The sequence below is a fragment of the Iodobacter ciconiae genome (genome assembly GCF_003952345.1).
GTDB lineage: Bacteria > Pseudomonadota > Gammaproteobacteria > Burkholderiales > Chitinibacteraceae > Iodobacter > Iodobacter ciconiae.
Window position 1 is genome coordinate 2,943,746 of sequence record NZ_CP034433.1, and the last position, 21,290, is coordinate 2,965,035.

The 21,290-nt window shown below is 44.4% G+C and carries 13 protein-coding genes; 9 read left to right on the forward strand and 4 right to left on the reverse strand.

Translation table 11 applies throughout. The annotated features are described in order from the left end of the window. The first annotated feature begins 5 nt into the window (after nucleotides 1–5). The 7 genes from EJO50_RS12895 (at nucleotide 6) to EJO50_RS12925 (ending at nucleotide 14,701) form a co-directional block, all read left to right on the forward strand. A complete protein-coding gene (locus EJO50_RS12895; protein WP_125974784.1) occupies nucleotides 6–5,681 on the forward strand; it encodes a glycosyltransferase family protein in 5,676 nt (1,891 codons plus the stop codon). A 138-nt stretch (nucleotides 5,682–5,819) separates the two neighbouring features. Continuing rightward, the gene (locus EJO50_RS12900) at nucleotides 5,820–6,941 is read left to right on the forward strand and encodes a DUF6270 domain-containing protein (RefSeq protein WP_125974786.1); all 1,122 of its coding nucleotides are present in this window, start codon (nucleotides 5,820–5,822) and stop codon (nucleotides 6,939–6,941) included. 242 nt (nucleotides 6,942–7,183) lie between these two features. Beyond that, the gene (locus tag EJO50_RS12905) at nucleotides 7,184–8,947 is read left to right on the forward strand and encodes a hypothetical protein (RefSeq protein WP_125974788.1); all 1,764 of its coding nucleotides are present in this window, start codon (nucleotides 7,184–7,186) and stop codon (nucleotides 8,945–8,947) included. A gap of 106 nt (nucleotides 8,948–9,053) precedes the next feature. Continuing rightward, nucleotides 9,054–10,094, forward strand: coding sequence for a CgeB family protein (locus EJO50_RS12910; RefSeq protein ID WP_233702081.1), 1,041 nt, complete (start codon nucleotides 9,054–9,056; stop codon nucleotides 10,092–10,094). Continuing rightward, nucleotides 10,091–12,220: a capsule polysaccharide biogenesis protein gene (locus EJO50_RS12915; protein WP_125974790.1), complete on the forward strand. Its 2,130-nt coding sequence runs from the start codon at nucleotides 10,091–10,093 to the stop codon at nucleotides 12,218–12,220. Before EJO50_RS12910 ends, EJO50_RS12915 begins: the two co-directional genes overlap by 4 nt. Then, nucleotides 12,217–13,674, forward strand: coding sequence for a capsule polysaccharide biogenesis protein (locus EJO50_RS12920; RefSeq protein WP_206434392.1), 1,458 nt, complete (start codon nucleotides 12,217–12,219; stop codon nucleotides 13,672–13,674). The genes EJO50_RS12915 and EJO50_RS12920 overlap by 4 nt, the downstream gene beginning before the upstream one ends. A gap of 541 nt (nucleotides 13,675–14,215) precedes the next feature. Further along, nucleotides 14,216–14,701, forward strand: a complete 486-nt coding sequence (locus tag EJO50_RS12925) for a hypothetical protein (protein WP_125974792.1) — start codon at nucleotides 14,216–14,218, stop codon at nucleotides 14,699–14,701. Nucleotides 14,702–14,890: 189 nt separating this feature from the next. Here the strand turns inward: EJO50_RS12925 and ychF are convergent, their stop codons facing one another. Continuing rightward, nucleotides 14,891–15,982: a redox-regulated ATPase YchF gene (ychF, locus tag EJO50_RS12930; RefSeq protein ID WP_125974794.1), complete on the reverse strand. Its 1,092-nt coding sequence runs from the start codon at nucleotides 15,980–15,982 to the stop codon at nucleotides 14,891–14,893. 283 nt (nucleotides 15,983–16,265) lie between these two features. Between ychF and EJO50_RS12935 the strand changes: the two genes are divergently transcribed. Continuing rightward, on the forward strand, nucleotides 16,266–17,174 hold the full coding sequence (locus tag EJO50_RS12935; protein ID WP_125974796.1) for an RluA family pseudouridine synthase: 909 nt from the start codon (nucleotides 16,266–16,268) through the stop codon (nucleotides 17,172–17,174). Between the two features lie 70 nt (nucleotides 17,175–17,244). Here EJO50_RS12935 and glmU read toward each other — a convergent pair whose 3' ends face one another. After that, nucleotides 17,245–18,612, reverse strand: a complete 1,368-nt coding sequence (glmU, locus tag EJO50_RS12940; protein WP_125974798.1) for a bifunctional UDP-N-acetylglucosamine diphosphorylase/glucosamine-1-phosphate N-acetyltransferase GlmU — start codon at nucleotides 18,610–18,612, stop codon at nucleotides 17,245–17,247. 170 nt (nucleotides 18,613–18,782) lie between these two features. Between glmU and EJO50_RS12945 the strand changes: the two genes are divergently transcribed. Next, entirely contained in the window at nucleotides 18,783–19,316 is a 534-nt protein-coding gene (locus tag EJO50_RS12945; protein WP_206434393.1) for a Fic family protein, read from the forward strand. A gap of 121 nt (nucleotides 19,317–19,437) precedes the next feature. Here the strand turns inward: EJO50_RS12945 and EJO50_RS12950 are convergent, their stop codons facing one another. Both EJO50_RS12950 and atpD read right to left on the reverse strand, forming a co-directional pair. Further along, nucleotides 19,438–19,863 carry a F0F1 ATP synthase subunit epsilon gene (locus tag EJO50_RS12950; protein ID WP_125974800.1) on the reverse strand — a complete coding sequence of 142 codons (426 nt, stop codon included), beginning with the start codon at nucleotides 19,861–19,863 and terminating at the stop codon, nucleotides 19,438–19,440. An 11-nt stretch (nucleotides 19,864–19,874) separates the two neighbouring features. Next, nucleotides 19,875–21,254, reverse strand: a complete 1,380-nt coding sequence (atpD, locus tag EJO50_RS12955; RefSeq protein ID WP_125974802.1) for a F0F1 ATP synthase subunit beta — start codon at nucleotides 21,252–21,254, stop codon at nucleotides 19,875–19,877. Between the last annotated feature and the right edge of the window lie 36 nt (nucleotides 21,255–21,290).

Here is a 21,290-nt window from a genome sequence, read left to right on the forward strand (position 1 = left end):
CAAGAATGAACGTCAAAACTCAGCCCGAAATTACCGCAACAAGCATTCCAACGCCTCAACCGCTTGTCGATATTCATGATCGTGTAACGGAAGCCTATTACGGCAAGATGGGGCCACAGTTTATGCGGGAAACACAGCAACGCATCCACTGGATATGCAGCCAAGTCCAAGGTTCCAAAGTTTTGGATGTTGGCTGCAGTCAAGGCGTAACGGCTATTTTGCTTGGTCGCGAAGGTAAGCAAGTCATTGCTGTGGATGCCGCGCAGCGCTCAATTGAGCAAGCCCAGCAGTATCTGGCCGCCGAAAGCAGCCGGGTGCAAGCAAATGTCTCTTTTATCAATGGAGACTTTTTGGCTGCTAATTTCAGTGATACACCATTTGAAACCATCATTATTGCAGAAGTATTAGAGCACCTACTGCAACCAGAAAGCTTTATTGATGCTGCCGCAAAACAACTAGGTGAAAATGGCCGCCTGATTGTAACGGTCCCGTTCGGGATCAATGATTTTATTGATCACAAACGCACTTACTACCTACTTGAGCCTTACCGCTTAATGTCGCGCCATTTTGAAATAGTAGACATCGTCGTGCTTGGTAAATGGCTAGGCTTAGCTGGCCGCCGACGTGCAGAAAAGGAAAAAATCCCCAGCACAGAAACACTTAAAGGCGATTTAGTCAGGCAACTAGAAACTGCCTTCCTCACACTAGAGCGAAGCCTGCGTGAAGATGCTGCATCTATACACGCACGTCTGAATGATGCCAATCTTAAATATCGAACCGCCTGCGAGCAAATCACCACTCTGAAACAACGCGTCGCGCAAGAAGAACTTGCTCGTAAACAAGGCGAAACCGCAAGCTCTCAGCTGCAGCAACAAATAAAAAATACTGAACAAGAACTTGCGCATGCTCAATCCAAATTAAGTGAAACCAGTAATCACAATAATCAAGAGCAATCAGCCTATCGCGAGGCGATGGCTCAATTAGAAACAGAGCATCGGGCTTTACTTATTCAACTGGGCAAAGAGCAAGAAAACCACAAACACGCTAATGCACTTATCAAACAAGAGCGGGAAGAACTTAGCCAAGCAAAGAGCGCACGCAATGCCTCTGAGCACACAATTGCCCAACTAAATAGCCAATTAGCCATTGCTGAGCACCTATCCAGCCATTTAAGCAGCCAATTAACTGAAGCAAAGCAACAAATTGAAACCGAACAAAAAGAAAAACAGATCGCAATTGAGCACCTAGAAGTAACGCTCAACGCCCAACGTGAATCCCGCCATGAAGCAGAAAAACGTTTAATTCGCCTCGAAGTGGAGCAAGAAACAATCTCCACGGCCTTAAAAGCAAGCAATGAACGATATCAACTTGCCAGAGCCCAAGTTGAACAAGTTAGTGAAAAACTCAGCCTCTCACTAGCCGCCAAACAAGCCAGTGAACAATCTGCACTCGATCTAAAAACTCAATTAAGTCAAGCAAAAGTAAAACTTGCTCAACTGGAAATCGAATACGCCACAGTCTCTGCATTGCTAAACGTAGAAACCCAAAAACATCAAACTACAATTGAAAAAATGTTAGAAAAAGAGGTCAAGGAAAAAAAACTCAATCAAGAGGTGATTCAACTTACTAATAAAATAAATGAATTACAACATCGTATTAACGAAGCAGATCAGCAACTAACTAGCAGCTCAAAGCAGCAACTTACACTTAGCAATGAGTATGAAACAGTTAAAATAAAATGTATAAACAACGAAAAAGTTATTCTTTTATTACAAAAAGAACTTGAAACAGCACAAGCGTCTCTGGCCACGGCCAAAAATCAATGGAAACATAACGAAGCATTATTAAAACAGGAAAACACCAATACTTGGGACCTCGCCCTTCAATTTGAAAATGAATGTGCAGAGTTAATTTCTCAGTTAAAAAATGCAGACACACTCGTACGCAAAAACAAAGACCGAGTAAATAAATTAGAAATCGAACTAGCCCACAGCAATAAAACCATTACCGATTTACATGAACAACAGCACATCATACAATTAGAAAAAAATACGGAACTCAATCGAGTTAGTAATGAGCTAGCCACGACTCAAGCTTTAAGCCGTAATGGGCAACAACAACAAGAAAAACTAAAGCTACAGCTATTACAAACAAAAAGATCACTAATAGAGCTCCAAAATAAAGCTGAAACACTCCACCAGCAAAAAATAAATGCAGAAAATCAAATCACCAAGACTAGAGCTATGCTTTCGTTTCAACTTGGTTATCAGTTATTACACGGCTTTAAATCTTTTCATGCATTTTTTCAATTACCCCGTAAATTATTTGCACTTCGACAAGAAGCACTACTCCGGAAATCTAAGAAAAACAATGTTGCGAAACAATATATTTCAGCAGAAAAAAACACAACACACCTGGCAGGCTTAGCCTCACCCAAAACAACCCAAATAAAACACCAATCAGCAACAATATCACTTTCAGATACCAATCTAGCTCAGGCACTTAAAGCCCTTAAAGTAGCCTGCATTATGGATGAATTTACATTTAGCTCTTACCAGCCAGAATGCAATTTATTGCAATTATCCGTAGATCACTGGAAGAATGAGCTTCAGAGTTTTAAACCAGAATTACTCTTTATTGAATCGGCTTGGCGTGGTAAAGATGATCAATGGGGCAGTAAAGTTGGCCATCTTAGCGAAGAGATCGTAGGCATTATTGATTGGTGTTCTCAGCAAAAAATTCCAACTGTATTTTGGAATAAAGAGGACCCAGTTCATTTTGAGACTTTCCTTAATACCGCAAAAATGTTTAATTACATTTTTACTACAGATGTTGACTGCATTCACCGCTATAAAGCCGCACTAGGGCACGATCACGTCTATTTACTACCATTTGCATGTCAGCCGTCTTCGTGTAACCCAATAGAACTTTATCAACGTAAAGACGCATTTTGCTTTGCTGGCGCATATTATGTTCGCTATCCAGAACGCACAAGAGATCTTGGCAATTTTATGACTACACTGAGCGAATATCGCCCAGTAGAAATATACGACCGTAACTTTGGTAAAAATGATCCAAACTATCAATTCCCAGAGGAATACCAAGCATTTATTGTGGGCAATCTACCTTTCGATCAGATCAACAAAGCCTATAAAGGTTATCGCTATGCGATTAACTTAAATTCCATTAAGCAATCTCAAAGCATGTTTGCCCGTCGGGCATTTGATTTACTTGCTTCTAACACCATAACTGTTAGCAATTTCTCACGTGGGGTACGTTTATTATTTGGCGATTTGATTATCACCACGGATAACGGAGAAGAGGTTGTTCGTAAATTACATGCCCTTGGTGATGATATCCAAAAACGGAAATTCAATCTTGCCGGTCTTCGTAAGGTAATGCTTGAGCACACCTATCAGGACCGGCTTGCATATATTGCATCCAAGGTGCAAGGAAAGCCGTATACAAAACTGCTGCCCCAGATTGTTGTTACTGCCTATGCCAAAAACCAAGAGCAACTGAATGCCTTGCTCGCCAGCTTCAGCCGCCAAAGCTATGAAAACAGAAGCCTGGTAATCGTGGCTCCCAATGGCTTTACGCCTGAAAACGCTGAATTTAACGATAAAATTCAAGTGCTCGCAGCGAACACAATCGTAGATTTACAACTCAATGACATAACTAAGCAAAATGGCTTTATCGCAAGCATGGTGCCAGATGATTACTACGGCCCTAACTATCTGCTCGACCTTGCTTTAGCTACGCGCTACAGCACAGCACTAGCCATAGGTAAACTAACCCACCATGTATGGTCAGCAAATAACGGGCTGCAACTTGCATACCCCAAACAACAATACTTACCTCAGAAAAGCCTGCCTGCACGTTCCACATTAGCCAGCTTGAGCCTTTTTCCTGATATGACATTACGCAATTGGGTTACAAGCCTTTACACACGCCAAATTGAAGCAGCTGAGCTGCTATCAATTGATGAGTTTAACTATTGCAAAAATGCTGGCATGGCCAACTTTGATGCCACTGCAGTTAATGATCTAACAAATCTGGATCTAGGGCTTAGTATCGAAGAGCTAATCACTAGAGCTGAACGTATCCAGCCAGAAGCAGCGAGCCCAGATGCAGCCCCAGTGCTAACTGGTGCGCAACTGGCCGGTTACTTTAAACCTGCCGCAAACAAGGGCTACACCCTGAATATAGCCGCCAGCACATGGGAAGCTGAATCTACACTTGCAGATGGTAAGCACGAATACCTCTATGCCAGCACGGACATTCGCCCTGCAGATCTTGGCTTTGAAAGTAATATGCAATTCCATCTCGATACAACACCGGGCCTCAACCTGCAAATAGTCTTGCTATTTCTTGATGCCCAGAAGCAACGTATCAGCCACATTATTAAAGGCGCTAATCGTAATCAGGAAGCCCCAATCCCAGCAGGCACCGAGTGGATAAGACTTGGACTACGAATTTATGGAAGCGGTGCAGCACGTATTAATGCCTTAGTGCTTGGCCACCGGCCATTTCAACCCACGGAAATTATTGCTAGAGCTGAGCACTTAGTCATTACCAACCATTACCCGAATTATGATGACCTCTATCGCAACGGCTTTGTACACAGCCGAGTAGCCGCCTACGCAGAACGTGGTACCAAGGTAGATGTATTTCGCCTGCGTAATGGAGAAGGGTTATCCCACCACGAGTTTCATGACATTGATGTCATGACTGGCTCGCAAGAGGTATTACACAAGCTGCTAACTAATAACAGCTATAAGAGCGTATTAGTTCATTTTCTTGACTCTGATATGTGGGAAGTATTACAACATCATGTTGAACAGATAAAAATTTTCGTCTGGGTACATGGAGCTGAAATTCAACCTTGGCATCGACGCGACTATAACTTTGTTAATGAGCAAGAACGAAATACCGCAAAAATTCAGAGTGCAGTGCGTATGAGTTTTTGGCAGAAGCTATTATGTAATATCCCTGAGAATATGAAATTTATCTTCGTATCCAATCACTTTGCAGAAGAAGTAATGGAAGATGTTGGCTTACGTTTACCTAGTAAGAGTTATCAAATAATACACAATCCAATTGATACAGATCTTTTTTCATATATCCCAAAATCAATTGAACAACGTAAAAAAATCTTATCAATTAGACCATTTGCATCACGCAAATATGCCAATGATTTAAGCGTGCTTGCTATTCTTGCCCTATCTAATAAACCATTTTTTAAAGATTTAGAATTTCGTATCATTGGTGATGGCAAACTATTTGATGAAACACTTGCTCCATTGCGAAAATTTAATAACGTAATCATCGAAAGAGGTTTCCTTTCTCATATGGAAATCGCTGCATTACATCGCGAGTACGGAATTTTTCTCTGCCCAACCAGAATGGATGCCCAAGGCGTATCACGCGATGAAGCAATGGCCTCTGGCTTAGTGCCACTAACCAATGCAGTTACCGCAATTCCAGAATTTGTTGATGCAGATTGCGGCATGCTCGTACCTGGGGAGGATCATTTAGCAATGGCGAATGCCATTGAGCAGCTAGTAAATAACCCAGAGCAATTTGAGAAAATTTCAGCATCTGCTGCAAGCAGAGTGCGAAAACAAAGCGCGATGAGTTTCATTATTGGCTCAGAACTAACATTGATAAATATAATCTAATTTATTCTGCTTTAGTATTACCGAAAAGCAAAAACCACTAATATTCCATTCGTCCTTCCCGGCAGAGCACGGGAAGGACGAATCGTTACACAAAACATTTATATATAGTTTCCTATTCTTTAAAAAAGAGAGCTTCAAATGTTAAGTGTATTCATTATAGGTAGCTGTGTTAGTCGTGATGCATTTAATGATGAAGCATCCTCTTTTTTTAACATTGAAACTTATGTTGCACGAACATCTTTAGCCAGCGCACTTGAACATAACCATGTTCATGGAATTCAATTAGAGAACATAGCCTCTCATTTCCAGCGCCGAATGGTAGAGATAGATATTAATAAACATTTAGAAGCTCTTTTATTATCTACAAAAGCAGATATTATTCTTTTAGACGCTATTGACGAACGATTTGATCTTTTCTTATTTAACGATGGCAGCATTTGTACTGTATCTATCGAGCTCTTAAGCTCTGGTTTTAGCAGTTCAGCATCCGATGGGAAAATCATTCCAAGAAAATCGGATGAATTTTTCCAGCTATGGGAACAAGGCTGGAGCAAGTTAATTAATATTTTGAAGAAAAGAGAAATATTAAATAATCTTTTTGTGAATAAAGTTTATTGGAGCAATAAACACGAAGATGGAAGCAATTTTTTACCAAATTACTCAGCAGAGAGAATATTTAACGCTAATCAATTTCTTGAACGTATCTATTCTCGGATGAGTGTTGATCTAAATTCTGAACAATTCATCGTTTTCCCAGAAAGTATGTTTATTGGTGCCGTAGATCATCTTTGGGGCTCCAGCCCTTTTCACTATATTAAAGATATATACCATGGCATTATTAGTAATTTGTTAAATACACACGCTAGCTCAAATGAGAAAAAATCAAATTTACTCCTTGATTTAACATCCCAAAGGCTAACCTCATCAATACAATGGTATGAAATTAATAGCTCATTCGGCGCGACCATTCAATTTGAAGCGGACACAAAAAGTGAGCATGGCACATCGGATATGCGTGCACTTTTTTGTATTGACATTAATGGGTATAAAGGGAAGCCACTTGATGGATTTGTAGTCTCTCATATCCCTAGTATAGGAATGTACCACTATTTATCTACCGGCCCGAATAAAACAAGCACAAGATGCTCTTTTACGCTTCCTGCTACATGCTCAAGTTTTCGAATTGGCTTTCGAAGTTGGATGCCAGAAAACGAAATTACCATAGATTGGCTACGTTTATCGCAAGTTCAGAAGACATAATTGATGAGGATAACCTTACCAATGCAAAGTTATTACTCCCTCCCATCTAAAAATCACGCTGAACAATTAGCAAATAAAAAACTTAGAACAATAAGCTTAATCAGTTTCCAAATCGAGACCAAACAATGCCAATGCTATATAATATTGGCATAATGCGTTCTTACGCAATAATTATATATTTAAAACACTAAGTTCTCGAGTAAAAACCTATGCTAATAAATAATTTAGTTATCAAAAAAAATATGACTTGGATCACTGTAACTTGTGATAGTTTATCGAGTATAGATATAATTGGAACCGCTAGATTTTGGCCAAAAGATATAAAAGGCGCAGCTCTATTTATTTTTGAAACTAAAACTGAACTAAGTGCAGAAGAATTAAAAAACAATAAAATTACTGCTTCAGGTGTTGGCTATTACACCTATTTAAAAGACCCATCAGAAAACAACGAATTTAATCAACAAATAAATTTTCCAAAGGGTAAATTAAATAGAATTGGGATTAAATTATGGAACACAAAAGAAGAAATTTTATTTGAAAAGATAGAATTCAAAGTCCCTCACGGTAGCTTAAGCTCAGAGCATGAGCTTAAAAGTATATATATTGACATGAATTCAAAAATATTAATTAATGAATTCACAAAATATCGGCATGGAACTGCATTCAATTTATTAAATAATAAAAAAACCTGCACACCAAAATGCCATGCCATATCTAGCCATTGGTACTCTACAATGGATGATTACGCTTTACGCCATATAAATAGTGATGTAAAACGTACAAACTGTTATCTAAGATTAAATAAGCAGGGCGATATTCCGCTGACCGTGTATCACGCAAAACCTGCCATTCTAAAAATACCTCCCAATATAGAAGCTTATCTTTATGAAATTGGAGACAAATCAAGAAATATGATTAAAAAAGCAGTAAAATCCGGCTATGCATATATAGACGTAAACCCCGATGACTTCATTGATGATGTAATAAAAATTAGAACATCTGATACTCTAAGGCAAGGCCAAGAAATACCAGAATATTTTTATCGAAGACCAGAAAGTGTCTTGTCATTTAAATCTAGCTGCGATTTGCATGGCGAGTCATTTTTTGGAATATTTAAAAACAATGAGTTAGTTGCATATTCAACTATCTTTTTGTATGGGGAGCTCGCTCAGGTAAATCATATACTGGGCCATAAAGATCATTTGCAAAATGGCATCATGAATTTATTAGTTTTTGAAATGGTACAAAACATTATAAAATCAAAACCATGGATAAAAGGGGTTAATTATTTATATGTTGGCAACCCCCAAAAAGGCATCGGTATATTTAAAAAAAGCATGGGATTTAAAGAAGAAGCCATTGTTACAACTCAATCTGCCCAAGATGTTAGCTGCTATTTTGAAAACAATAACAAACTTCCAGAAAACACCACCAAATTACCAATGAAAATAAAAGTAAAAAAACCGACTCCAGAATTAGTACTCCTAGATAACTCAGAAGTAATTATTTTAGAAAAAGAAGCACACAAATTTACTAAAAATTCACTAAGTATTTCGGAAGGCATTACTATTAATACTATTTACTATGATGTAATATCAGAATCATTTATTAACGGCGCGAATACGGCTAATGATTTTAATACTGTAATCATTAAAAATTTAACACTTGAAAAGTATACAGATTTTCTTTCCCATGGCATTAAAAATTTAAGTGAAAAAATGACAAAAAATTCTTTTGTTATTTGCGATTTTATAACAAATTTAGAAAACCCCCAAAATAAAAATATAATTTTAAATTTCTTAAATGAAACTTTAAAAAACAAAGATAATGAATTAATAAAAAATATAATCGACTATATTTCAAGACGATTTAGATCACTAGACACAGCATCGATACGCAATGGGTTCAAAAGCGGTGATTATGCTGTAAAAGGAATAATTAACTATCAAAAAAACATAGATAAGTTCGGGTTTGACAGTCTGATTGTCTTAAAAAAAATTCATTGACATAACACCCAGTAAATGTATTTAGTTGGAATTGCATTTTCAACAATTTCAACTAATGCAAATTTCTTTTATATAATGCTTATTATTTTTTTAAATTTAGAAAAACGTGATTAAATATTTAATTAAAATTGCTAGGAAGGGTGATTTAACATCCAACGAGCGACGCATAGGGCTAATTTCTGATTCATTAACTCAGGAGAGCCTTGCTCAGCAATTTAATTGTTCAATAATAACACCGCTCAACTACAAGCTTTTATTAAAATTACTCAAACCTGACTTTTTACTAGTAGAATCTGCCTGGCAAGGGCCAAATAACGCTTGGAAGTTTAAAATTGCGAGTTATCCAGACTACCCTCAGCGCAATAATCTGGCCCTACAGAAAGTAGTTACATACGCTCGGGATTTAGGTATTCCCTGTGTGTTTTGGAATAAAGAGGATGGTGTTCATTTTGAACGCTTTATTGAAAGTGCTAGGCTATTCGATCATATTTTTACTGTGGATGAAAACTGTATTCCTCGCTACCGATCCATTGTGGGACCAGAGGTCAGTGTTAACACTCTGATGTTTCCCATTCAGCCATTAACTCATTGTTTTACTGGATTTAATTTTAAATATAACAGTGCAAACTTTGTGGGTAGCTATGGCCGCCATGTGCATAATCAACGGCGTTTTTGGCAAGATATGATGTTTAATGCCACACAAGAAACAGGGCTTGGCTTAACCGTCATCGACCGTAATTCAGATCGTAAATCAGATAATTATCGCTATCCTGATTTAGCAGATATTGAAGTTAAAAACGCTATTAAGCATGGACAAACTGCTCAAATATATAAAGATTATTTAGTATCGCTAAACGTAAATACAATTGAAGATTCTGCAACCATGTATTCTCGCAGGCTAGTAGAAATTTTAGCCTGTGGCGGTATTGCAGTTACTAATCCTAGCCCTGCTGTTGATCGCTATTTTAAAGATTACTGCCATATATTACATAATGCAGATGAAGCTACCGAGCTATTTGCTCGCCTTAAATTTGGCCCATCATCTGATGATTTGGCACGGGCAGATGCAGGTGCTCAATACGTGCTTGCAACCCATACCTGGGCACATCGATTAAATGAAATTACCCAAATAATCGGGTTGAAATGAATAACCATCTAAATATAAATTCCTCTATTGCAATTAATGTATGGGGAGTTAAAAAGATACAAATATCAGCTTTAGATATTGGTCTTTTGCGAAATCGCCATTTAAGTTTATTTCTAGGCAAAAAACCATCAATTGCCCTGCCCTTTTTTAATCAAGCAGACGCAATTCATATTGGCTGGGGCAGAAAACCCAGCGGGCTTCGTGCACAAAAACGTGCTGCACTTACTAATCAAACATATTGCTTACTGGAAGACGGTTTCTTACGCTCGTTTAACACCGGTGAGCATTGCCCGCCTCTGGCTTTGGTCTGTGATACGCAAGGCATTTACTACGATTGCACCGGCCCTTCAGCTTTGGAAACGCTGCTTGATTCCAATCTTGATTTGCTGGCTGGCATTGCTGCAGATGTGGCACGGGCTAAGGCTTTGCTGCTGCAGCATCAGTTGAGTAAATATAATCATGCACCGGTGCTGGATCAGGCTTTGCTGCGTAGCGATGATCGCCAGCGGGTGCTGGTGATTGATCAAACCGCCGGGGATATGAGCGTGGCTTTAGGCGGCGCGAGTGCGGCGAGTTTTAGCCAGATGCTAGCCGCAGCTTACGCGGATAATCCTGATGCTACGGTTTATGTAAAAACCCATCCCGAGGTTACGTCAGGGCGCAAGCAGGGTTATTTAAGCCATGTGCAAGATGACGCGCGCACGGTGGTTTTGCGCCAGGCGATTAATCCGCTGAGCCTTATTCAGCAGATGGATAAGGTGTATGTGGTGACATCCACCATGGGCTTTGAAGCTTTGCTGGCGGCCAAACCGGTTTGCGTGTTTGGTATGCCGTGGTATGCAGGCTGGGGCGCAACAGACGACAGACAATCCTGTCCGCGCCGCACTCAACGCCGATCTGTGGATGAATTATTTGCCGCAGCATATTTTCACTACAGCCATTATTTAAACCCGGTGAATCATCAGCGGGGCACTATTTTTGATGTGATTGACTGGCTGATTTTGCAGCGCAAAATGGCCAGCCAGTATTCAGGCCGCATGATCGCCGTGGGTTTCAGGCGCTGGAAGGCGGTAAATATCAAGCCGCTGTTATCGCTGCATAGCGGGCAGGTTATATTTGTAAAAGATGCAGCCCAGGCAGCGGCTTTGGGCCTGCAAGCGGCCGATTGCTTGGTTTTTTGGGGGCGGCAAGCGCCTAAGGGCGTGGCAGAGCTGGCGGCGGCATCTGGCACCCGGCTACTGCGTATGGAGGATGGCTTTGTACGCTCGGTGGGGCTGGGCTCGGATTTAATCCGCCCGCTTTCCCTGGTGCTGGATAAGCAGGGAATTTATTTTGATCCCAGCCAGCCTTCTGCTTTGGAAAACATTTTAAATACCACGCAATTTTCTAACGAGGATTGCACACGCAGCCAGCATTTACGCCAGCTCATCACCCGGCATGGCATCAGTAAATATAATTTGGAGCCTTGCGAGACGGCCCAATGGCCAAACACCGGCCAGGAAGTTGTGCTGGTGCCGGGCCAGGTAGAAGACGATGCGTCAATTCGCTATGGCTGCAGCGATGTTAAAACCAATCTGGGCCTGCTGCAGGCAGCCAGAGCAGCGCATCCCGATGCATTTATTGTCTATAAACCGCATCCGGATGTGATGTCCGGCAACCGGGCGGGCAAGCTGGCGCTGGCTCAGGCACTGCAATTTGCCAATTTGGTAGAGGCCAGGCTATCGGTGGTCAGCTGCATTGATGCCTGCGATGTGGTGCACACCATGACATCCCTTACCGGCTTTGATGCGCTGCTGCGCCATAAGCGGGTGGTGGTCTATGGCCAGCCGTTTTACGCGGGCTGGGGGCTTACCGAAGATGTATTAAATGAGGGTGCAAGCTTTGCCCGCCGCTCCCGGCCATTATCGCTGGATGAGCTGGTAGCGGGCACTTTATTGCATTACCCGCTGTATTGGGATTGGTCTTTAAAAGGCTATACCAGCTGCGAGGCGGTATTACAGCAAATTATTAAAACCCGCAATACGCTGGAAAAACAAAATGGTTTGGAAAAACTGCGGGTTGGCTTTATGCGCCGCCAATTACGCAAATTAAATATATTAGCTAAAGCTTGGATTTTTAAATCATGATTAACGAAGGTATTCAGGCCTTTGCCGGAAAACGCGTACTGCTATTGCAAGGGCCGGTTTCTACTTTTTTTGCACGCCTGGCAAAAGATTTGCGCAATACGGGTGCAGAAGTTTTTAAAGTTAATTTTAATGCCGGTGACTGGTTTTTTTATCCGCGTAATGCCATTAATTATCAAGGCACCATGGCAGAATGGCCAGCCTATTTTGAGGCCCTGATTCAGCGCCTTAATATTGATGCCATTTTATTATTTGGCGATTGCCGGCAAATTCATCAGGATGCGCATGCAATTGCTGATAAACATGGCCTGGAAATCGGTGTATTCGAAGAAGGCTATGTGCGGCCGGATTACATTACTCTGGAGCGCTTTGGCGTAAATGCTTACTCGCAATTATCCCGCGAGCCAGTGCATTATCAGGAAAAAACACTGGTTCCCAAAAGATACCCTGTGGGCAATGCTTACTGGGCCATGATTTGGTATGGGTTCTGGTATGGCAGCATTGCGGCCCTGGGCAAAATTTTCTTCAGGCATTATCAGCATCACCGCCCTTTATCACTGCTTGAGCTTTTTCCGTGGATACGCTCGGCAAGGCGTAAACAGTGGTATCGCTGGGCTGAACGCGGCATTCAAAAAAAGCTGATCCGCCAATGGAATAAACAATTCTTTTTAGCGCCTTTGCAGGTGTTTAATGATTCGCAAATCAGAGTGCATGCCGATTTTGATGGTGTAGAGCACTTTATTGAAAGCACGCTGCTCTCTTTTGCCCGGCATGCGCCCAAAGACACGCTACTTGTTTTTAAGCATCACCCAATGGACAGAGGCTACCGGGATTACACCGGGCTGATCACAAAGCTGGCCCGCCAAGCCAATGTGGCAACGCGGGTGCTGTATATCCATGATCAGCATTTACCTACGCTGCTTAATCATGTGCGCGGCGTGGTGGTAGTAAATAGCACGGTGGGCTTATCCGCGCTGCACCATGGCGCGCCCACTATCGCCTGTGGTAATGCAATGTATGATATTGCCGGCCTTACTTATCAGAACGGGCTGGATCGATTCTGGCAGGCCGCACCCGATTCCAGGCCTGATAATGGCTTGTATCAGCGTTTTAGAGATCATCTGGTAGCAAAAACCCAGCTTAATGGCAGTTTTTATAAGCCGCTAACACAAAAGGATTCATGCTGCGGGCTGATCTGGAATACGCACTCCCCCAAGGTGACACCTGTTCCAACTCCAGCTCCAAGCCCCACTCCAACACCTCCTCCAGGTGTTACGCCTTCTCCAAGCCCGAGCCCTGCAAACAGCACCCGGCCCAGAAGCCGTACGCTTGTGCTCAACAAATCTGTATCACCAATCAAAACCGGCCTCCCCCCGGTTGGCCAGGGTGAAAATGCATTCAGGCATAGCTTTATTACTTCTATTTTTGCCATCATGCACAGCATATTAATGCTGTAAATTCACCAGGCCTCCTGCCACCATCTGCCAATACAGCTACCCGGTGCTGCACGGGCAGCAGGCAGGCTTTGGGCAAGGCTTGCTTGCCAGAAGCAAGAATTCACGGCCGTTGTCATATTGCAGCAATTAAATGGTCATCTTTTTTTAATCTTCACCGCTTACAATTTTCCTATTAGCTTACATCAGCAGCATTTTTCAAGCCTGCTTGGTTCAGTGTTTTTCAGCCTACACTGCCGACAGCAAATGGCAGCCATACCCGATGACTCGTTTAAGGGCGGTGGCGGTCAGCGATGTTTAAAAAAATAATCAGGATAAAACCCGATTAAAAATCCACATTTGCAATTTTTTTGACCTAATATGTAAAAACCAGTTAAGCCTGTAAATAAAAAAAACACTACTCAGCGAAAGAAAGCTGAATAAAAAACAGCTTTTACAAAAGAAACAAGGCTAACTTTTAACCCAACAAGCATGATAAATAACCTGGCTATAGGCATCTTTGCATAGCGGCTTTCGGCTGGGTAGAAAATACGCAGAGGAATATATGCGCCAACTTATGCCAATTGCATTGCTACTATGTATTCTTAATCAAACTGTGTTTGCCGATACGGCAATGACCATAGCGGGCCTTTCCAAGCACTTTGGCTGCAAAAAGAAAAAAAACAACTCTTGCGATTACAATGAAATTAATCCCGGCCTGGGGATAGAGTGGTCAAACAAAACACAGGATTGGGGCAGGCCCTTTGTGCGGGCAGGCATTTATAAGGATTCATATTCTGATACAGCGATATATGCCACAGCAGGCTTGCGCCAGGATTGGCCAATTAATGATTCATTCAGAGCTGGCCTGGGCTTAATGGCAGGCTATTTAAATAGCAGCCATCAGAATGGAGCACTTGTTTTTCCTTTTATTTATACCAGTTATAAAGATATTTCCCTCGAATTAGGCTATATACCCGATGCCACAGCATTTAATAGCAAAAACAAATCCAAAAGCATTGCCGCTTTACAATTACGTTGGGATTTTTAAAAATCCGTCTTATTTAAAAGCAATACAGATTTAAATTGCCAGCCCAAATCTTTTAACCAAAAACCCGCACACATAGCAGGTTTTTACCTGCGCGAAAATAACAAAGCATCGTTAACAAAAACGCAAAAAAACCCGGCATGCCGGGCTTTCTGTATTCAAAAATCTGTTTTATTAATTACTAATCGGGCTTTAAACATTAAATAAGAAATTTAATACATCGCCATCTTTCACTACGTATTCTTTACCCTCTGCACGCATTTTGCCGGCTTCTTTTGCGCCCTGCTCACCTTTGTATTGAATGAAATCGTCAAAAGCAATAGTTTGGGCTCGAATAAAGCCGCGCTCGAAGTCGGTATGGATCACACCTGCGGCTTGCGGGCCGGTATCACCCTTGTGAATCGTCCAGGCGCGTACTTCTTTTACCCCAGCGGTAAAGTAGGTTTGCAGGCCAAGTAAATCGTAGCCAACACGAATCAGGCGATTTAAGCCTGGCTCTTCCAGGCCCAGCTCGGCAAGAAATTCCTGCTTGTCAGCATCATCCAGCTCGGCAATTTCGGCCTCGATAGCGGCACACACAGCCACAACAGGCGCACCTTCAGCAACAGCATGGGCAACCAGACGATCAAGCAGCGGGTTATTTTTAAAGCCATCTTCGGCCACATTAGCCACATACATGGCAGGCTTGATGGTCATCAGGCAAAGTGATTTAATCACCTGCTTTTCATCATCAGACAGCCCTGCAGAGCGGGCAGGCTTGCCTTCATTCAAAATAGGCAACAGCTTTTCCAGCACAGCCACAACCTGAATGGCTTCTTTATCACCAGCCCGGGCTTTTTTGCTATCGCGGGTAAATACTTTTTCTGCGGTGGCCATATCCGCCAGTGCCAGCTCGATACCGATGGTTTCGATATCGGCGATCGGGTCTACCTTGCCATTAACATGAATGACGTTATCGTCTTCAAAACAGCGCACCACATTCACAATCGCATCTGTTTCGCGGATGTTAGCGAGGAACTTGTTACCCAGGCCTTCACCTTTGGAAGCGCCTGCAACCAGGCCGGCGATATCTACAAACTCTACAATTGCCGGCTGGATTTTTTGCGGTTTCACAATGGCCGATAACTGCGCCAGGCGTGCATCCGGCACTTCAACGATGCCGACATTGGGCTCGATAGTGCAAAAAGGATAGTTTTCAGCCGCAATACCGGCCTTGGTCAGTGCATTAAACAGGGTCGATTTACCAACATTAGGCAGGCCAACAATGCCGCATTTGAGACTCATATCATCCTTTCGCCGCAAACTGCGGCCTACATATACTTAAAAGTGAGATTTTACCCCATTGTGAACATCACCGCTCCCACCCTGCACAAATCCCATTGGCAAAAGAGGGGGAATTGCTCGTGCACAGAGGAAAACCTGGATCTTTCTCTGTGTCCTCCGTGCTCTCTGTGGTTCGAGATTTGGGTTTCTGCATGAGCATCACCCGTCCTCCACAATGCTAAGGTTTCTTTCCCTGCCCACGCCCCGTAAACTGCAGCTCCTTTGCTTTTTTATTGCCCAGCCCATGAGTAAGCGCCGTACTTCCCCCCTGCCGCACCGCGATGGCATTGCCCCGAGCTTTTTGCAGCTGCCTGCCGGGCAATGGCCTGATTTGCTGACGTTTTTAATCACACGCTTTCCGCATATGCCGGCCGAGATTTTGCGTGGCCGTTTAGAGCGCGGCGAGATTGTTGATCATCAGGGCGAAGTATTAAATGTTGCAAGTAGCTACCAGCCTAATGGGCGCATCTGGTATTACCGTGAAGTGCCTGAAGAAACGCCGGTGCCGTTTAGCGAACACATTATTTATCAGGATGAGCGACTCTTGGTAGCAGATAAACCGCATTTTCTGGCCTGCATTCCGGCCGGGCGTTATTTGCAGGAAACACTGCTCACCCGACTACGTAAGTCGCTGGGCGCGCCCGACATTGCACCTATTCATCGCTTAGACAGAGAAACCGCAGGCATTATGTTGTTCAGCCTAGATCCGGCCTGCCGCTCTGGCTACCATGCGCTGTTTTCAGAGCGGGATGTGGCCAAGGAATACGAAGCGATCGCGCCTTTTCGGGCAGACTTAGAGCTACCCCGCGTGCACCGCAGTTTTATGCAGGAGCAAGCGGGCATGTTTACCATGGAAGAAGCCCCTGGCGAGCCCAATAGCGAAACCTATATCGAGCTGATCGAGCAGCGTGGCGCCTGGGCACGTTATCGCCTCAAGCCGCACACCGGCAAAAAGCACCAGCTGCGCACCCATTTAAGCGCGCTGGGCGTGCCGATTTTAAATGATCCCTGGTATCCGAAATTGCTGCCTGAAAAAGGCGACGACTTCAGCCGCCCGTTGCAATTACTAGCCAGAGCGATTGAATTTGTTGATCCGTTCACGGGTGAAAACAGACACTTTGAAAGCCAGCGAAAGCTCAGCTGGCCTGAGTAAAAATGTAACGCGGGCACGTTTTTGTGCCCACGCACAATATTCATCACATCAACATTGCGCGCCCCACACCTTACTTCTTAACCGGGCGCTGCCAGCCGTAAATCGTCACCTGCCTGGCACGCGCTACGGTCAGCTCGCCAGCCGGTGCGTTTTTGCCGATCACCGAGCCTGCGCCGGTAGTTGCGCCTTCACCGATGGTAACAGGTGCAACCAGCACATTATTCGAACCAATACGCACTTCGTCTTCGATTATGGTACGGAATTTATTCACGCCATCGTAATTGGCTGTAATCGTGCCAGCGCCCACATTCACCTTGCTGCCCATGGTGGTGTCACCGATATAGCTCAGATGATTTACTTTGGAGCCTCTGCCGATAGTAGCTTTTTTGATTTCAACAAAATTGCCGATATGCACATCATCAGCCAGCTCGGCACCGGGGCGCAGACGGGCAAACGGGCCGATCAGATTGCCCTTACCAACCACGGCGTCTTCCAGGTGGCTAAAGGGGTGAATCACCGAATCATCTGCAATGCTGACGTTCTTTAAAACACAATTTGCACCGATTTTTACATTGTTCCCAAGAATAACTTCACCTTCGAACACGCAGTTCACATCGATCACCACATCCATGCCATGACGCAGCGTGCCGCGTACATCGATGCGCGCCGGATCAATCAGGCTAACACCCGCCAGCAACAGCGCCTGGGCGATTTTTGCCTGGTGAATGCGCTCCAGCTGGGCCAGTTGCACCTTATTATTGATGCCTTCAGCTTCCCAGTGATCCTGCGGGTGCACGGTGGCAATCTCAACGCCATCACGCACCGCCAGAGCGATCAGATCGGTAGCGTAATATTCGCCCTGCGCATTATCGTTTTTAAGCTCGGAGAGCCAGCCTGCTAATTTTGCCGTTGGCAGCGCCAGAATACCGGTATTCATTTCCGTAATCGCCGCCTGCTCTGGGCTGGCGTCTTTTTGCTCAACAATGTGGGTGACCTTGCCATCCGCATCGCGAACAATGCGGCCATAGCCCGTGGCATCGTCCAGAATATCCGTCAGGATCCCCAGCTTGCCTTGGCTGCTGGCTTGTAATAAGGCTTGCAGCGTAGCCAGGCGAGTTAATGGCACATCACCGTATAACATCAGCGTGGTGTCGCTTTGCAAATGCGGCAATGCCTGCGCCAGTGCGTGACCGGTTCCCAGCTGCTCGGCCTGATGTGCCCAGGCCAGATCGGTACTGCCCAGCAATGCTTCCTGCACCTGCTGGCCACCATGGCCGTACACCACCACCAGCTTGCCCGGCTTTAATTGCCTTGCTGTATCCAGCACATGCCCCAGCAGCGGTTTGCCCGCCAGGCGATGCAAAACTTTAGGCATTTTGGAATACATACGCTTGCCCTGACCGGCAGCGAGAACAACAACATCAAGCAAAGCACTCATGCGACAAAATCCGGTAGGCGAAAAGACATCATTTTAATCCTTTTTGCACTGCAAACTGGCGGCAAAATGTAATGTGAAAGCTTTAGGGAGGGTGAAACCCCATATGTGCTAACCAATTTGCTTTACCTTAGCAAACAGCGAACGATACATCTCCAGCACTACCGCCCTTGGTGAAAATTGCGTTGGTACATGCACAGTTTGAAACTATCTACCCTTACTTGGATGGCAATGGCCGTATTGGGCGGCTGTTAATTATGGCATTGCTGGAGTACTGGGGCTTATTGCCCGAGCCATTGATGTATTTAAGTGGGTATTTGAAGCAGCATCAAGCTGAGTATTATCGGCGACTTTCAAACATCCGCACCGAAGGTGATTGGGAATCTTGGATTGATTTTTTTCTGGAAGGGGTAGCTGAAGCGGCCTTTAACGCCGAGCGCAGTATTATCACCATTGCCAGTTTGATCTCTGCAGATCGGCGTCGCCTGCTTGGCTCCTCCAAAGCCGGGCCCGCAACTTATCGTTTGTTTGAATTACTACCGATGATGCCTCGTTTCGCAGGCCAGACAGGTGCTCAACACCAGTTTTCCTCCCGCAATGTGGCCGTTAAAGCTTTGGAGGAGCTTGGCATTGTGCTTGAAATGACAGGACAAAAAAAGAACCGCAGCTATAGCTATCAATCCTATATCGAGTTATTGACGCGTTGAACTTGTGACTTAGCATCACTTAAAGCATGAGCGAGCAGAGGCTTAAAGAAACTCAAACCACCTTCTTCAAACGTAAAAAAGGCAGCCAAAGCTGCCTTTTTTATCACCATACTAAAGATTCTTAGTGACCACGCTTTTTGAGCTTGTCGATTACGGCGAGTTTTGCTACCGCTTCTACCAGCTCGGCCTGAGCCATTGCAAAGTCCATCGATGTGCCGTGATTCTTGATTGCTTCTTCGGCTCGGCGTTTGGCGTCCAGCGCCTTGGCTTCGTCGATGTCTTTACCGCGAATGGCTGTATCTGCCAGCACGGTAACTACATGAGGCTGCACTTCTAACATGCCGCCTGAAACATAAAGAATCACTTCTTCATCGCTATTGGCAACTTTGATGCGCACCGCTCCGGGCCTCACACGAGTGAGTAGTGGGGCGTGACGCGGCAGAATACCAATTTCACCTTTTTCGGCAGGTGCAGAGATAAACTCAGCCACGCCGGAGTAAATCAGAGCTTCTGCACTTACCACGTCCACATGCATTGTCATTGCCATGGCACTAATCCTTATTGCATGGTCTTGGCTTTTTCAACCGCTTCTTCGATGCTGCCTACCATGTAGAAGGCTTGCTCCGGAAGATGGTCGTAATCGCCATTAAGAATGCCCTTGAAGCCCTTGAGGGTTTCTTTCAGTGGCACGTATTTGCCTGGAGAACCAGTAAACACTTCGGCCACATGGAAAGGCTGTGACAAGAAACGCTGGATCTTACGTGCGCGGGAAACCGACAATTTGTCTTCAGGAGACAATTCATCCATACCCAGAATCGCAATAATATCCTGCAGTTCTTTGTACTTTTGCAGTGTTTGCTGCACACCACGCGCAACCATGTAATGCTCTTCACCCACAACTTGCGGATCAAGCTGACGCGATGTTGAATCGAGAGGATCAACCGCCGGGTAGATACCCAGGGAGGCGATGTCACGCGACAGAACAACGGTTGCATCCAGGTGAGCAAATGTTGTTGCTGGCGACGGATCGGTCAAGTCATCCGCAGGCACGTAAACGGCCTGAATAGACGTGATCGAACCTGTCTTGGTCGAAGTAATACGCTCTTGCAGAGCACCCATTTCTTCGGCCAGAGTAGGTTGGTAACCCACGGCAGAAGGCATACGGCCCAAGAGTGCAGATACTTCGGTACCGGCCAGTGTATAGCGGTAGATGTTATCTACGAAGAACAGAATGTCACGACCTTCATCACGGAAGTGTTCGGCCATAGTCAGACCAGTCAGCGCTACGCGCAAACGGTTGCCTGGTGGCTCGTTCATCTGACCGTAAACCATCGCCACTTTATCAAGAACATTAGAGTCCTTCATTTCGTGGTAGAAGTCGTTCCCTTCACGGGTACGCTCACCTACACCGGCAAACACGGATAAACCGGCGTGTGCCTTAGCGATGTTGTTGATCAGTTCCATCATGTTAACGGTCTTGCCCACACCCGCACCGCCGAACAGACCCACTTTACCACCCTTAGCAAACGGGCAAATCAAGTCAATAACCTTGATACCTGTTTCTAACAGATCGATAGATTGGTTCAGTTCATCAAACTTAGGTGCAAGCTGGTGAATAGCGCGCTTGCTTTCGCTCTTCACTTCACCGGCTTCATCAATCGGGTTGCCGAGCACATCCATGATGCGGCCCAGTGTAGCGTTACCTACCGGCACCGAAATCGGTGCACCAGTGCCGCTTACCAACATGCCACGTTTCAGGCCGTCAGTAGTACCCATTGCAATTGCGCGCACTACGCCGTCGCCGAGCTGTTGCTGTACTTCCAGCGTCAGGTTGACTGCGTCGAGCGTGATCGCGTCATACACCTTTGGCAGGCTGTCACGTGAGAATTCCACGTCAACAACCGGGCCAATGATTTGTACGATTTTACCTTGGCTCATCGTTATTCCTAAATCCCAGTTAATCCGTTGTGCGTC

Bases quoted from the DNA above. Each gene is read 5' to 3' on its own strand.
- EJO50_RS12920 (WP_206434392.1), top strand. From the start codon at position 12,217: ATGATTAACGAAGGTATTCAGGCCTTTGCCGGAAAACGCGTACTGCTA.
- EJO50_RS12915 (WP_125974790.1), top strand. From the start codon at position 10,091: ATGAATAACCATCTAAATATAAATTCCTCTATTGCAATTAATGTATGG.
- glmU (WP_125974798.1), bottom strand. From the start codon at position 18,612: ATGAGTGCTTTGCTTGATGTTGTTGTTCTCGCTGCCGGTCAGGGCAAG.
- EJO50_RS12925 (WP_125974792.1), top strand. From the start codon at position 14,216: ATGCGCCAACTTATGCCAATTGCATTGCTACTATGTATTCTTAATCAA.
- EJO50_RS12900 (WP_125974786.1), top strand. From the start codon at position 5,820: ATGTTAAGTGTATTCATTATAGGTAGCTGTGTTAGTCGTGATGCATTT.
- EJO50_RS12905 (WP_125974788.1), top strand. From the start codon at position 7,184: ATGACTTGGATCACTGTAACTTGTGATAGTTTATCGAGTATAGATATA.
- EJO50_RS12950 (WP_125974800.1), bottom strand. From the start codon at position 19,863: ATGGCAATGACAATGCATGTGGACGTGGTAAGTGCAGAAGCTCTGATT.
- atpD (WP_125974802.1), bottom strand. From the start codon at position 21,254: ATGAGCCAAGGTAAAATCGTACAAATCATTGGCCCGGTTGTTGACGTG.
- EJO50_RS12895 (WP_125974784.1), top strand. From the start codon at position 6: ATGAACGTCAAAACTCAGCCCGAAATTACCGCAACAAGCATTCCAACG.
- ychF (WP_125974794.1), bottom strand. From the start codon at position 15,982: ATGAGTCTCAAATGCGGCATTGTTGGCCTGCCTAATGTTGGTAAATCG.
- EJO50_RS12935 (WP_125974796.1), top strand. From the start codon at position 16,266: ATGAGTAAGCGCCGTACTTCCCCCCTGCCGCACCGCGATGGCATTGCC.